Below are 13,644 nucleotides of genomic sequence, written 5' to 3' on the forward strand. Positions count from 1 at the left end.
GTCAATAATAAGTTTTATAGGGTGTATTAAAATATTGGTATGACAATAATGCTCGATATTGTTGTTTAATACACTTTATTTAATAAATTAGACGCAAAGTTTATGACCTGTCGAGCTTGTGACCATTAACACTATATTTAGAAAGGCACGCAAGATTAAAGGCGTGAATTATTCCAAGGGACGAGTTTATTTCGGCTAGCATAAGGCTTGTCGGTGTATAATAGACCTTATCAATCTAGCAAATGGTTATAAATTCAACTGTGCAAAACTGTTAAGTTAAGGTGCTAGATTGCAATAACAACCTTTTTCTTGACTGGCTATTGTGGTCAATTGGTGCGGTTGTTTTGTCGTGATAAAAGGTTCAGCGAGGCCATTATCAGGTGAGCAATTATAGCCAGAAGAGTAGGGGCCAAAATAGATTAATTGCTTTTCGTCATTAATAACTGCAATAGCTGGAACAGAAGGAATGAGTTGCCACAATTTAGCGTTAACTTTGTTTTTTGTTAAATTGATTTCAATATTGGTATAACCATGAAGCTCGGAAAGTTGCCTGACCGATTGGATATGGGGTTGGCTTAAAGTATAGCAAAAACAATTGTCTGTACTGAAGTGTAATACGGTGCCGGCTGTACCAATAACGTCAGTTTTATACTCTGCAACTATCTTTGCTAATATTTTGTTAAGCTCGTTACCTTGTGTCGATGCTTGAGTCAGTTTAAGTAATTTATTCTCTGGATCAAACTCAGACAACTGGTTTTTCGCTTGAAATTGAAGTGCTAGCAACATGGCAACTAGCCAAACAGCAAGTAGTAATTGCAATTTATATTTGGCTAGTTTGGCAAGCATGACTTTAAGAGTGTTTTATAAAGTAAACTTTGCAAGCTCAGCATTTAACGCTTGAATATTGGCTCGAAGAGATTCAATTTCACGCTGCGCTGAACCGACTTCAGATACTTGATCATTTGATGATTGCTGTAGTTCTTGCGTAGATGTAGCAATACTGTTTGCAACCGACGTTTGTTGTTCGGCAGCTGTCGCAACCGACGCAATATTATCGCTAACTATAGTGATCCCGCTAACTACTGTATCCATTACGTCACAAGCTTGATTAGATGAAGTAACAGCATCGTTAACAACACTTAAGCAATTATGCATTTTGCTCACCGAGGAACCGGCTTCGTTAATTAACTCGTTAGTGACAACTGTAATTTCTTCTGCGCTTTCTCTGGTTTTAGTTGCCAACTGACGAACTTCATCAGCCACTACCGCAAACCCTCTTCCGTGTTCACCCGCTCGAGCAGATTCTATAGCCGCGTTGAGTGCTAACAAATTTGTTTGTTCAGACACTGACTTAATAGCCATCATCACTTCACCAATGTAATTACACTTATCTGATAAAGTATCGATAGAGCTTGCTGCACCAGATATTTCATCCTTCAAATACGCCACATGTTTGCTAGATTGCTCGATAATCTCTTTAGCATCGTTGGTTGCTTTGTGAGATTCAGTCGCATGTTGACTTGCTTCACTAGCGCGATGAGCAACATCATTAATAGTCACAGTCATTTGCTCTGTAGCGGTTGCGATCAGATGGGTTTGCTGATCACTATTGCGTGTCGTATCTTGAATATTGTTAGAAATAGTTGAAACGTGGTTGGCTAATTGCGATACGTTATGACTAACGGTTTTCGCTTCTTTGAGCAAATGTTTAAATGAAGTAATAAGACGATTGAACTGCTCTAGTTTAGGATTTGTTGTGTCTAAATTTATAGTTAAATTAAACTGGTCAGGTTTATCGAGTATTTGATGAATGGCATTAGTTAATTTAAATGAAGCTTGGGCTTCATTAAAACTGTTTTTGGCGACAAACATTAAAACACCCGCTTCAGCCACTGCAAATAAAGCATGAATAACCAATGTTGAAAAAGACAAGTGACTTGCCTCAAATACATACACACCGGCATCGTTACTTTGCAAAATAAAAAACAGTACATGATGCACCGCAACAACTAAAACACTGCCTAATATGACTTGCCAGTCACGGTAAAAACTTAAAAAGGCGATGACGACAAATATTTCGAAATGGATCTCCGTTAAACCAAAAGTTTGTTGAATATGCAAGGCTGTTAACAGCTGCACACCAATACCAACAGTAAAATGGGTTAAGCGACTATTGGGCGCTTGTAATATTAGGATAATGGGGAAAATAAACATAGGTATACCGATAGTCAGCGCTGCGCTCCACGTATCGGTAAAAAAGGCGATCACAAAAGTAAGAATGAGCTGTGTTGTTAAAACACCAATAAAAACACGGTTGGCGGTTTGCACCCAAGGATATTGCATAAGTCACTCGATAATACAAAGTTGTTTAAATTATACCATATCGGGTCAATTTCCTTTTGGATTATTCAGTATAATTTTAGTGGATAAATGAAATTTAGCGTTATTGTTTTACGAGTTTCTGATAGGAAAAGTTCAACGAAATAGTCATTTAGTTTTAGCCTGATCGTTTAATTGCGCGAGTCGGACTTTAACTTGCTGTTGTTCAGTCTCCGTTAAAAGACCGTAAAATCTAGGGTAAGGCCAGCCATAGCCCCAGCGAAAGGTTGTGGGTAAAAAAGGTGTTCCGCCAACTCGTACACCCGCCAGCATAATGAATGCCACGCCTTGCTCACCTATATTTTCGACGCAAGATTGTAGCGCGTAGTCGGCGTCTTTACGTTGCTGATAGCTACCACCTTGCCAGTAGGCCATGTCATGTGCTGTACAGCATGTTAACCAAAGTTGATTTTGCTTGAGCGTACCATCGGGAAAAGCACTACAGCCGTCAGTGGTAAAGGGCTTGAGTTCCAATTCAGATTCATTCGCAACACTTAATGGACTGATAAAAACCAGAAAAAGCAAGCTGGCGAGGATCGCACGATAGTGATAAACGGTGTTTTTATTCATAACAGAATTGTAACGGTTAATATCATGATCTGATAGTCGAAGCCGATATTTACCTTGAAAGGTGACTAGATTTCATTAATATGCATGTCGTTAAGTTTTTGAAATTTATACCTTTACTTGCGTCCCCTTAGTTCAGCTGGATAGAACAAGGACCTCCTAAGTCTTAGACACAGGTTCGAATCCTGTAGGGGACGCCATTTCCATTCTTGCTCTCGGATGTTTTGATTAAACTAGTTTATTGTGGCCAAGGTGTATTCAGTATTGATTGATAGGAGTTATCGGTGCTATTTAAAATAAATAACGAAAACGGATTAAAAAAGTTAAAAGCAGTTAAATCGGAAAATATACCAGAGCTAGATCTGGAAAAATTATTACTTTCCAATCAAGAGCAAGGTAATGAAATTAATGGATATATTTCTCCTTTGTTAAACGAAGGTATTTTTGGTGAAGAGTTAATTTTATTAAAAAACCAAATTAAAGTTGCCAATGCGAAAAGGGCAGATTTACTCGCGCTAGATAGAAATGGCAATGGCGTGATCATTGAGTTAAAAAAAGAGTTAAGTGGTTTAGGGGTTGATACACAAGCTTTGCAATACCTAGCATCTATTGCCCGCTTTAAAGGCGATAAATTTATAAATAATAAAAAATTGATCAACCCGCAATTTTCAGATGATATTCAGTCATATATTGATTCTGCTGAAATTTCCGTCGACCAAATAAATACAAAAAGCCGAGTCATATTGGTTGCTCATAAGTTTGATCGTACATTGTTTTCTATGGGGGAATGGTTGTCCGAAAAAGGTGTCGCCTTTAAGTGCATTCAATATGCTGTATTTCAAGATAGTAATAATCAACCTTACATTGATTTTTCAGTTGTGTTTGACCGCTCAAGTGAATCAACTTTCCCGCTAGAATTTAGTGCACTTAATCGAGAACCAAAATATCATTGGTACAATATAGGCACTACAGTTCCTACAAAGTGGCGCTTTTTAAAAGAAAATTCGTTTGTGTCTGCGGGTTTTGATGGGCAAGAGGGTGATAAAGGGACTCAACTATTAGAAAGTTTTGTTAAAGACGATATCTTAATTGCTTACGTTAATGGTTTTGGCGCAGTTGGTGTGGCTAAAGTCGCTAAAGCTGATGCAGGTGGTTATCAACTATTGAAAGGCCCAAAAGAGGGAGATCCCATTTCAGAAGACCATTGGCATCGGCTAGAGGTAAAGTGGCTTTATGTCGCTGATGATAATTTTAGTAATTCTGTAAAGCCTGCTGAATTTAAGCAAGAGTTTGACTTACATCATCCCTATACAACGAGTTGTTCCATAGCGGACGATAAAGCAAAAAAGTTAATTCAATTGTTACAATTAAGATTAGAGCGCGTTTAACTTTTTGGTTTAAAGATGAATAAACAAGCGATAATTAAGCAACTGAACTTACTACTTAATCAAGAGCTTGAAGCGGCGCAATTGGCTGCTGACAATGCGCATAAAGCAGCAATTGATGATGAGTCGGTAGCCGAAACTCAATATGATACGTTGGCGATTGAAGCGGCATATTTAGCTGAAGGGCAAAGTCGTCGCGTTGATGAATTAAAAGCAAATTTACAAAGCTTGCAAACCCTATCTATTAGTGACTTTGATGATGATACCGCGATTGGCTTGTCGGCTTTGTTTAAGTTAGAGGGGCAGGAGTCTTGGTATTATTTATTGCCAGTAGGCGGGGGTAACAAGCTGAGTTACCAACAGCAGTCAATATTGGTTGTCACGCCTCACTCGCCAATAGGTCAAGCTGTGATGGGGCAATATGTTTATGATGAAGTCAGTATATTGGTCGCGGGTAAGTCACAAACTTTAGAAATTGCTCAGGTTTGTTAGTTTGTATTTTATGCCTGTGAGCTTGCAAAACCTAACCCTGTAGACGAGCATTTATGCTTGTGAACCTGCAAGCCAAGCCTACAAACCCAAAAGAGCAAGACTAAAGTCTCGCCTACAAAAAAACACCCTTGTAGATGAGCATTTATGCTTGTGAGCTTGCAAGCAAAACATCAAAAGCAAGACTACAGAATTTTGTTCCCGACAAATTCTAAGTTCCAGCATCCTTGCAGGCACCAAAAGTAGGGGCTTGGAAGCCAAGTCTCGCCTACAAAAAACAACCCTTGTAGACGAGCATTTATGCTTGTAAAGCCTGTAAGCCAAGCCCCGTATACAGATTCCTTATATCTCTATAAAAGGCTTTTTTGTAAGTAGTATTCGCATGCCAGTATAGCGCAATAACATCGCCACTTAATTGTTTTGAGTTTAAGCCGCAGCTAGTGCTTTACCACTGAGTTTGGCTTTAATTGATTCCATCACTGTGTAGTTGACGGGCACTAATACCAAGGTAATAAAGGTGGCGAATAAAATGCCAAAACCTAAGGATACCGCCATGGGTATTAAAAACTGCGCTTGAGTTTGCTTTTCAAATAGCAAAGGCATTAGACCAATAAAGGTTGTTAAGCTGGTTAGCATAACGGGTCTAAAACGGGCTGCGCCTGCGGTGAGTACTGCGTCTAACAAAGCAATACCTTTTTCACGTTGCTTGTTAATAAAATCAACCAATACTAATGAGTCGTTCACGACAACGCCAACTAAGGCCATCATGCCCAAAACACTCATTATGGTTAAATCCATCGCCATGATCCAGTGACCGACAACCGCGCCTAAAATGCCAAACGGAATAATACTCATCACGACAAGAGGTTGCAGGTAAGATTTAAATGGAATAGCGAGTAAACAGTAAATCACAAAAAACACGATCAACAATCCCCAGCCAATAGAAGCAAATGACTCTCGTTGTTCTTTGGCTTCACCTTCTAACGAATGCGAAATCCCAGGGTATTGGGCAACGAGATCGTCCAAGTAGGCTTTTAAGTCGGCTTGTAAAACCGTCATATTGGTTTCGTCTTTGACTATATCGGCCGTAACGCGAACGGTTCGGTATCTGTCGATACGTTGAATGGTCGACGGACTCTGACCCGGTGTAAAAGTAACAAGGTGCGCGAGTGGAATAGCACCATTACTGGTGTTGATTAATAATGATTGCAGATCAGCTAAAGATTGCCGCTCTTCCAAGGGTAATCTAACCATAACTCTAACATCGTCTCTGCCTCGTTGAATACGTTGCACTTGCGAGCCAAAATAAGCACTGCGAATTTGCCGAGACACTTCGTTGCGGGTTAAGCCTAAGGTTTTGGCCAACTCAGTTAGCTCTATTTGCAACTCTTGCTTACCATTGGACAATGTATCGGCAATATCGTAAACCGTTGGGTAGGTGGCTAATCGCACCTTTACCTTGTCTGCCACAGATTGTAGGGTTTCAAGTGAATTGCCCACTAATTGCACATCGATAGGATCTGACGAGCGACCTATTTCTGCGCGGAACGAGACAGATTCAGCACCAGGAATATCGCCTATCATGCGTCGCCATTCGCTTAATAACCGGCGTGAGTCAATGTCAAAACTTCTTGATTCAGGCGGTTGGATCTCAAAATACACAGCACCTGTATTGGATGCTCGTCCGGTGCGCGCCAAAATATTCAAAACTAAACTGTCACCTTCGTCGTTGGTGTACTTTTCTTTTAATTGATAGGCTGCCTTAGCAATTTTTTCGATCTGTTTGTCAGTGACTTCAAACGGTGTGCCAGCTGGCATGGTTAAATTCATGCGTACGGTTTCACTGGGCACTCGTGGGAAAAACACAAACTTTGTCCAACCACTGGAGATCATTGCGAATATGATAATAAACGCGGCAATAAACAGAGACAAAGTAGTCGTTCTATTGTTGATGGCTTTACGTAGAATAGGTTGATAGTACTTTAAAATGGCGCGTTCAAAGCCATCAGCAAAGCGTTGCTGAAAGCGAGTAAAGCCGCTGACGGGTTTACTTTCATCGCGTAATTTGATGTATTTTAAATGCGCAGGCAACACAAATTTGGACTCAATCAGTGAAAACAACAATACCGGAATGACAATAACAGGGAGCTGGGCAAATAAAGCACCACGCATACCTTCAATAAAAGCTAAAGGCATAAATGCGGCAACGGTAGTGAGAATACCAAAGGTAACAGGCACCGCTACTTCTTGAGTTCCGATTATAGCGGCATGTTCGCTCGATTCGGCTTTGCGCATATGGGTATAAACATTTTCTCCGGTGACGATAGCATCGTCTACGACTATGCCGAGTACTAAAATAAAGCCAAACAAACTAATAATATTCAAGCTAATACCAAAAATCGGCATGGCAATAAAGGCGCCCATAAACGAAACCGGAATACCAATAAATACCCAAAAGGCGATCGATGGGCGTAAGAATAGCGTGAGCAGCGCCATAACCAATATGCCACCTTGAATGGCGTTATTAGTTAATGTGGCTAAGCGGTTTTTGACGATTTGTGAATCGTCGTCCCAATACGATAATTCAAAGCCATGGGGTAGGGAGGCTTGGCGTTGTTCAATATAGCCTTTTACCTGATCAGCTACGTCAATTGCGCTTTGATCACCAATACGGTAAACGTCAATAAATGCCGCACGTTTGCCATTAAAACGGGTACGAATTGGCGTTTCTTCAAAGCCATCGTTTATATTGGCAATATCACCTAAGGTAATAATTGAACCATCGGGATTGGTTTTTACAACGATTTTGGCAAACTCATCTTTGCGATAGGCTTGTCCTGTTGAGCGCAGTAAAATATCTCCGCCGTTTGTTCGTAAGTTACCGGCAGAAATATCTAACGAGCTGTTGCTAATAATGTTTGATATGCGGCTGAGGCTTAAATCAAATTGGCGTAGTTTGTCTTTTGATATTTCAATCGCGATTTCATAGTTGCGTACGCCAGCTAATTCTAATTGCGTTACACCGGGTAAACGCAGTAAATCATCGCGCACGGTTTCAGCAAATTCACGAATTTCTTTTTCACTATAGGGCGCGGCTATGGTTACGTTAATCACTTCACGCTTGCGTTGGGCTAACGCTACGACGGGCTTTTCAGCGTCTGCCGGAAAAGTATTAATAGCGTCGACTCGTGATTTTATATCGGCTAATAACTCACGAGCGTCATAACCTGAATCAGCCTCAATGGTCACATTGGCAGAACCTTCTGATGAACGACTTGATATTTTTTCGATCCCTTCAAGATCCTGCACTGCTTCTTCAATGCGAATTGCCACGCCTTTTTCTACATCTTCAGGTGTTGCGCCGCGTAAGCTGACATTCACCGTAATACGATCGGTTTCGAAAGACGGAAAAATTTCGAGCGGTATTTTCATGTTGAGAGAATAAAAACCTGCAATCAGTAAGCTGATCATCAACAAGTTTGCTGCAACATGATTGCGTGTAAACCAAGCTATCATTCGCCATTACCTCGTGCTTGCATTTTTGCTCTACGCTCTGCCATGACAGCTTCTACTGTTTTGCCTTGCTCGTCGGCTTTGGCTTGTATTCTAGCTTGAATATGTGGTGGCAAATCAGCAAAGCTTCTATTGGCTTGAGGTTTGCTGGGCTCTGCTCCCTTGTTTGTTTTGACTGGCGAGGTTTGTTTAGGTGTTTCTGTTTTTTTACGCTCGCCGGCGATGGCAACACGCGTGCCTGAGCTAACTTGGCCTAAACTGGTGGTAACTAATTGCTCGCCCACCGCTAGACCTTTACTGATCACAGCGTCCTGTTGGTTTTGCCAACGTATTTGAACATCTTTTCGTTTGAGTAAACCATTCTCAACAACAAACACGTAACTGCCTTGGTATATGGCTTGATTAGGAATAACAATAACATCATTTAGCGTTTTGGCTTGAATAGCCGCGTTAACATATTGGCCAATTTTGATAGCAGGCAAGTCACTCGGTGCCGCATAAGGATTATTAATTTGCCCAACCACATAAAGTTGTTGTGATTGACTATCAATGGCACCTTCGGTTCGCACTAATTGACCAGACCATTGTACGTTTTGGTTTGTGTCGTAACTGGCTGAGGTAAATGTAACAGGCACACTCGAATGAGTAGTGGCCTGATCGGTAGGCGACTGCTGGCCGCGATATTGCTCAGGTAAGTCGATTAAACTGAGTTCTTGATTTTTAAGCGGCAAGCGAACTTCAACATAGTCGGTCGCAAATATAGTGGCTAACTGTGCGTTGTTGTTGACTACTTGACCTAAGTCGACCTTTTTATCGAGTATGCGTCCTGCGTAAGGGGCAATAATTTGGGTTCTCTCTAAAGCTAGTTCAGCTTTTTCGAGTTGCGCTTGCGCGGATAAAACCTTAGATTCGGCGGCAGCCAATTGGGGTTTGCGTAATACTAAATCACTTGGCGTGTCACCATTACCCAAGCGTTGCCAGTCTAGCGCGGCTTGTTCTGCTTTTGCTTGCTCTTCTAATAACTTTTGTTGCGCGTCAAGCAAACTGGCTTGTGCAATTTTAACTCCCGCGACATAGTCTCTTGCATCAACTTTAACGAGTACTTCACCTTTATCAAAAAATGCGCCAGGGTGGAAATTGCGACTAATATAGGTAATTTGACCTGAAACTTGGGCAACCAAAGCACTTTGCGTACGCGGGGCCACTCGGCCATAACTTTGCAGCGTAACGGTATAATTTTGTGCTTGTATCGTTTTTGTTTCGACCTTAATTTGTGGCGCGCTTGATGCGGGTCGGCGCTTTGTTTCCGGTGGATTCTTGACCAAGCTGACGGCCAATAATACGGCAACAATTAATACAATAATTGGTAGCAAGTATTTATTTAATGACGACGACATAGTTAACTCTCGGTTCCTGTAGCTGATAAAGTATCAGGGTTAATCATTTGCGGTTTGACTGTAATATTAAGTGCTTGGCGATAATCGCCACCTAAACTGAGAAAAACCTGATTCATATTTTCAATTAATTGATATTGCAGTTGAATAGCCGAGCTTTGCGCATCAAACTCCCGACGCTGCGAGTCTAATACTGTGGTAAAACTAACTAAGCCTTTTTGGTACTGTTCAAACGACAATGTAGCTGCTCGCTCGGCATTATCACGAGCCGCCAAGGTATTTTTGAGTCGAGTTTGCAAGGTTTCTGCTTGGGTTAAGCTGTTTTCAATTTGATTAAAAGTTGCGAGCAAATCACTTAAATATTGTTGCTCAGCTTGCTGTACCGCTAACCTTGCTTTTACCGCTTGAGATTTTAATCTACCGGCGTCAAACAAAGGTTGGGTGATCCTTGCCAGAAAACTCCAGCCGGTATTGGCACTGATAAAAGAATGATCTAAATTGGCGCGTAACGACAAAGATGGAAATCGATTTTTATGAGTGACAGCCAAATTCGCGTCAGCGGCTAATAAATTATGCCAACTGGCTTTTAAATTGGGGTTAGATTTAACCATATCACTAGGCAAGGGTAGAGTTGGTAAACCAGAAACCTTAGGCAGGGGGGCAATAGGTGCATTCCATTCACCGCTTGGGTATAGGCCCTGTAAAAGTTGTAACTGACGCACGTTAGATTGCTTGGTTTGCTGTTGGCTAGCCAAACGTGAACGTTCGGAGTGTAACTCGTTGCGCGCTAAGTATACGTCTAGCGCACTATTAATGCCGCGTTGATAGCCAAACTCAATCGTTTGTAAATTTTGCTCAGCATTGGCCACACGTTTTTTATACAGTGCAAGTAATGCATCCGCTTCGCTGACTTTGAACCAAGCATTGATCACCTGACTAGCCAGACTATCTATTGCCTGTTGTAAGTTGTTTTGCTTAGCGAGTAAACTCAAATTAGCTTGACGCTCGGCATCGCTCAATCTTTGCCAAATATCAATTTCGTAATTTGCCGTTATCCCCAAACTAGAGCTTTTTTGCTGGTTTGTTTTACCGCGTTGCTCCGAGAATGTAGCGTCCAAAGATGGCCAAATGGCGGCGTTGGCTACAACTAAATCTTGTTTGGCACTTTCAACGGTTAACGCTTGCTTATTAATAGCTGGGTTATGCTGCAACGCGCGTTGTATCTGTTGCAAAAGTGGTTCGTCAACTATATCGGCCAACAATAACGATTTTTGTTGAGGTTGTGAGGTATTAACTAAGCTCTGCCAGTTTGCTTGCGCTAACCTGACTTGCGAATCTGGTGCAATTAATGGCGTTTGGCTGCAGGCCGTTAACGCGCTTGCGGTTAATACCGCAACCAAAGAAGATGTTCTTAAATTCATAAGTCAAAAGTAAAGTAAGGTTGTTAATCTTGTCTCTGTTACTAAAGTTGCATTACCGAAATTGAAAAATATAGCGACAACTAAATTATTGATTTATAACTGATATAAAAGCTAAGTGTTACTTTGGATCAGTATTAAAGCAAATTTAGATAGTTCAAACCTGATTCCGTTGCCCTTTTTACGTAATCTTTACATTGACTATGTGCAAGGTTCGTTATTTTGTTAAGCTAGGGTAAAACACCAACAATATAAAAACATGTATATCACACTCGATTTCGATAAATTAGTTGAGACGATACAACAGTTACATCAACGCATAGATGAACGGTTTCCGTGTTCAAGGTTAAAGACGATAGCCAAAGAACTGAATGAAATGGCCGACAAAAGCAGCGCCGATATTGAATGGATCAATCGCCCTAATATTTGGTTAAGGTTAGGGGCTGCGCTGGTTGTTTTAATGGGTGTCTCGTTTATGGTGTATAGTTGGATGCAATTAGATGCCGCTAAAACGAATACATTAAACCAAGTTACGTTTGTACAAATAAGCGAATCTGTATTCAATAACGTGATTTTAGGCGGTGCGGCTATTTTCTTTTTATTTTCGATAGAAAATCGAATTAAACGCTCACGATTAATTAGCTCACTGCATCACTTGCGAGAGATCGCCCATGTAATCGACATGCTTCAACTCACTAAAGACCCATACTATGCATCAGGACAAGGTACATCTACTGAGTCTTCACCTGAGCGCACCATGACCGTTTTTGAATTGCAACGCTATCTTGATTACTGCTCCGAAATGCTTTCATTAGTGGGTAAATTAGCCGCTTTGTATGTTAAGCATTTCCCAGATCCTTCAGTGACCCAAGCGGTAAATGAAGTTGAAGTATTGTGTACCAATTTAAGTCGCAAAATTTGGCAAAAAATTATCATAGCCAACAGCCTTGAACAAAAAGCCCTCGCAGCCGCCGAAGTCGATAATTGCGACACCCCATAAAACATCAAGTGCGGGAGTGTTCATACTCTCCCGTACTGCCCGCAAACCAATCCTACAAATGTAACTCCAAAGAGCAAGACAACAAACCAATCCCCTTGTAGGCGAGCTTTTAAGCTTGCAGAGCCTGCAAACCAATCCCTTGTAGATGAGCATAAATGCTTGTAGAACCTGCAAACCAAGCCTGCAAACCTAACCCAAAAGAGCAAGACTGCAAGATTTTGTTCCCGACAAATCTTAAGTACCTGCATCCATGCAGGCAAAGTCTCGCCTACCAGACGAGCATTTATGCTTGTCGAGCTTGTTTAAAAGCAGGGAAACACTACCCATAGGTCATTTACTTACATGGCCAGCATTCAACAAAACACGCAAAACTTATTGCCACTTACAATCAAACGTTGCAGATATAGCGCTGGAAACGGTATAAATAACCATTAACCAGCAAGGAATAAGGCAAAAACATGGATGATTTATCACCCTCTGATCTCAAAACTATTTTGCACTCAAAACGCGCTAATATCTTTTACCTAGAATACTGTCGCGTAATGCAAAAAGACGGTCGAGTATTGTACTTAACCGAAGCCTTCTCTAATAAAAGGCAAGAGAACCTGTATTACAATATTCCCATTGCCAACACCACAGTGATCTTATTGGGTAATGGCACCTCAATTACCCAAGCTGCCATGCGCATGTTAAGCCAAGCCGGTGTGTTGGTAGGGTTTTGTGGTGGCGGTGGTACCCCCTTATACATGGCGAACAATGTAGAACACGCTATTGAATGGATGACACCCCAAAGTGAATACCGGCCAACAGAATACTTACAAGGCTGGTTAAGTTTTTGGTTTGATGAAGATAAAAGGCTTAACGCAGGTAAACAAATACAAACCGCCCGTATCGAATTTTTACAACGCGTATGGCAAAAAGACAAAGACTTAAAGCAAAATGGCTTTAATGTTAACGACAATACCATACAAAACGCCTTAGCCACCTTTACCCAACGCAACAGTCAAGCCAGCAAAAAAAGTGAATTATTACTGACCGAAGCACAATTGACCAAAGCGCTTTATAAATTTGCAGCCAACAATACTAAGCACGACAATTTTACCCGTCAGCATCAAGGTTCCACTAAAAAACATACCGATAAAGCCAACGACTTTTTAAACCACGGCAACTATTTAGCCTATGGTTTAGCTGCTTGTACCTTGTGGGTACTGGGTATACCACACGGTTTTGCCGTTATGCATGGTAAAACCAGAAGAGGCGCCTTAGTGTTTGATATTGCCGATTTAATAAAAGACGCCCTCGTGCTGCCTTGGGCATTTATCTGTGCGATGGAAAACGCGACAGAACAAGAGTTCAGACAACAAATACTACAAGCCTTTACCGACCACAAAGCGCTCGACTACATGTTTGATACCGTTAAACAAATTGCGTTGGAACAGCATGATGACTAATTACCGCAACATTGTAAGTCGTGGCTTTAGCCAGATGATTAAACAAAA

General features: G+C 41.2%; 10 protein-coding genes and 1 tRNA gene. 5 read left to right on the forward strand and 6 right to left on the reverse strand.

The features are described from left to right. Nucleotides 1–276: 276 nt before the first annotated feature. The 3 genes from C2869_RS12850 to C2869_RS12860 all read right to left on the reverse strand — a co-directional run bounded on the left by C2869_RS12850 (nucleotide 277) and on the right by C2869_RS12860 (nucleotide 2,949). Entirely contained in the window at nucleotides 277–846 is a 570-nt protein-coding gene (locus C2869_RS12850) for a DUF6436 domain-containing protein (RefSeq protein ID WP_108603321.1), read from the reverse strand. Between the two features lie 15 nt (nucleotides 847–861). Further along, nucleotides 862–2,343, reverse strand: coding sequence for a methyl-accepting chemotaxis protein (locus C2869_RS12855; protein WP_108603322.1), 1,482 nt, complete (start codon nucleotides 2,341–2,343; stop codon nucleotides 862–864). Nucleotides 2,344–2,487: 144 nt separating this feature from the next. Further along, nucleotides 2,488–2,949, reverse strand: coding sequence for a hypothetical protein (locus C2869_RS12860; RefSeq protein WP_108603323.1), 462 nt, complete (start codon nucleotides 2,947–2,949; stop codon nucleotides 2,488–2,490). 121 nt (nucleotides 2,950–3,070) lie between these two features. On the opposite strand from C2869_RS12860, the gene C2869_RS12865 reads away from it, so the two are divergent. The 3 genes from C2869_RS12865 to C2869_RS12875 all read left to right on the forward strand — a co-directional run bounded on the left by C2869_RS12865 (nucleotide 3,071) and on the right by C2869_RS12875 (nucleotide 4,823). Further along, nucleotides 3,071–3,146, forward strand: a tRNA-Arg gene (locus tag C2869_RS12865). An 84-nt stretch (nucleotides 3,147–3,230) separates the two neighbouring features. Next, nucleotides 3,231–4,334, forward strand: a complete 1,104-nt coding sequence (locus tag C2869_RS12870) for a PDDEXK family nuclease (RefSeq protein WP_108603324.1) — start codon at nucleotides 3,231–3,233, stop codon at nucleotides 4,332–4,334. A 15-nt stretch (nucleotides 4,335–4,349) separates the two neighbouring features. Continuing rightward, nucleotides 4,350–4,823 carry a transcription elongation factor GreAB gene (locus C2869_RS12875; protein ID WP_108603325.1) on the forward strand — a complete coding sequence of 158 codons (474 nt, stop codon included), beginning with the start codon at nucleotides 4,350–4,352 and terminating at the stop codon, nucleotides 4,821–4,823. Between the two features lie 423 nt (nucleotides 4,824–5,246). Here the strand turns inward: C2869_RS12875 and C2869_RS12880 are convergent, their stop codons facing one another. The 3 genes from C2869_RS12880 to C2869_RS12890 are packed head-to-tail and all read right to left on the reverse strand — an operon-like array spanning nucleotide 5,247 to nucleotide 11,148. Further along, entirely contained in the window at nucleotides 5,247–8,336 is a 3,090-nt protein-coding gene (locus C2869_RS12880; protein WP_108603326.1) for an efflux RND transporter permease subunit, read from the reverse strand. Then, on the reverse strand, nucleotides 8,333–9,730 hold the full coding sequence (locus C2869_RS12885; protein ID WP_108603327.1) for an efflux RND transporter periplasmic adaptor subunit: 1,398 nt from the start codon (nucleotides 9,728–9,730) through the stop codon (nucleotides 8,333–8,335). The genes C2869_RS12880 and C2869_RS12885 overlap by 4 nt, the downstream gene beginning before the upstream one ends. 2 nt (nucleotides 9,731–9,732) lie before the next feature. Further along, nucleotides 9,733–11,148 carry a TolC family protein gene (locus C2869_RS12890; RefSeq protein ID WP_108603328.1) on the reverse strand — a complete coding sequence of 472 codons (1,416 nt, stop codon included), beginning with the start codon at nucleotides 11,146–11,148 and terminating at the stop codon, nucleotides 9,733–9,735. Nucleotides 11,149–11,404: 256 nt separating this feature from the next. On the opposite strand from C2869_RS12890, the gene C2869_RS12895 reads away from it, so the two are divergent. Then, entirely contained in the window at nucleotides 11,405–12,145 is a 741-nt protein-coding gene (locus tag C2869_RS12895; RefSeq protein ID WP_108603329.1) for a hypothetical protein, read from the forward strand. 458 nt (nucleotides 12,146–12,603) lie between these two features. After that, nucleotides 12,604–13,596 carry a type I-F CRISPR-associated endonuclease Cas1f gene (gene cas1f, locus C2869_RS12900; protein WP_108603330.1) on the forward strand — a complete coding sequence of 331 codons (993 nt, stop codon included), beginning with the start codon at nucleotides 12,604–12,606 and terminating at the stop codon, nucleotides 13,594–13,596. The last annotated feature ends 48 nt before the right edge of the window (nucleotides 13,597–13,644 follow it).

This window comes from Saccharobesus litoralis, assembly GCF_003063625.1.
Classification (GTDB): Bacteria; Pseudomonadota; Gammaproteobacteria; order Enterobacterales; family Alteromonadaceae; genus Saccharobesus; species Saccharobesus litoralis.

What these genes read in the sequence shown, in the direction of transcription:
- C2869_RS12850 (WP_108603321.1), bottom strand. Translation starts at nt 846, where the DNA reads ATGCTTGCCAAACTAGCCAAATATAAATTGCAATTACTACTTGCTGTT.
- C2869_RS12855 (WP_108603322.1), bottom strand. Translation starts at nt 2,343, where the DNA reads ATGCAATATCCTTGGGTGCAAACCGCCAACCGTGTTTTTATTGGTGTT.
- C2869_RS12860 (WP_108603323.1), bottom strand. Translation starts at nt 2,949, where the DNA reads ATGAATAAAAACACCGTTTATCACTATCGTGCGATCCTCGCCAGCTTG.
- C2869_RS12875 (WP_108603325.1), top strand. Translation starts at nt 4,350, where the DNA reads ATGAATAAACAAGCGATAATTAAGCAACTGAACTTACTACTTAATCAA.
- C2869_RS12880 (WP_108603326.1), bottom strand. Translation starts at nt 8,336, where the DNA reads ATGATAGCTTGGTTTACACGCAATCATGTTGCAGCAAACTTGTTGATG.
- C2869_RS12885 (WP_108603327.1), bottom strand. Translation starts at nt 9,730, where the DNA reads ATGTCGTCGTCATTAAATAAATACTTGCTACCAATTATTGTATTAATT.
- C2869_RS12890 (WP_108603328.1), bottom strand. Translation starts at nt 11,148, where the DNA reads ATGAATTTAAGAACATCTTCTTTGGTTGCGGTATTAACCGCAAGCGCG.
- C2869_RS12895 (WP_108603329.1), top strand. Translation starts at nt 11,405, where the DNA reads ATGTATATCACACTCGATTTCGATAAATTAGTTGAGACGATACAACAG.
- cas1f (WP_108603330.1), top strand. Translation starts at nt 12,604, where the DNA reads ATGGATGATTTATCACCCTCTGATCTCAAAACTATTTTGCACTCAAAA.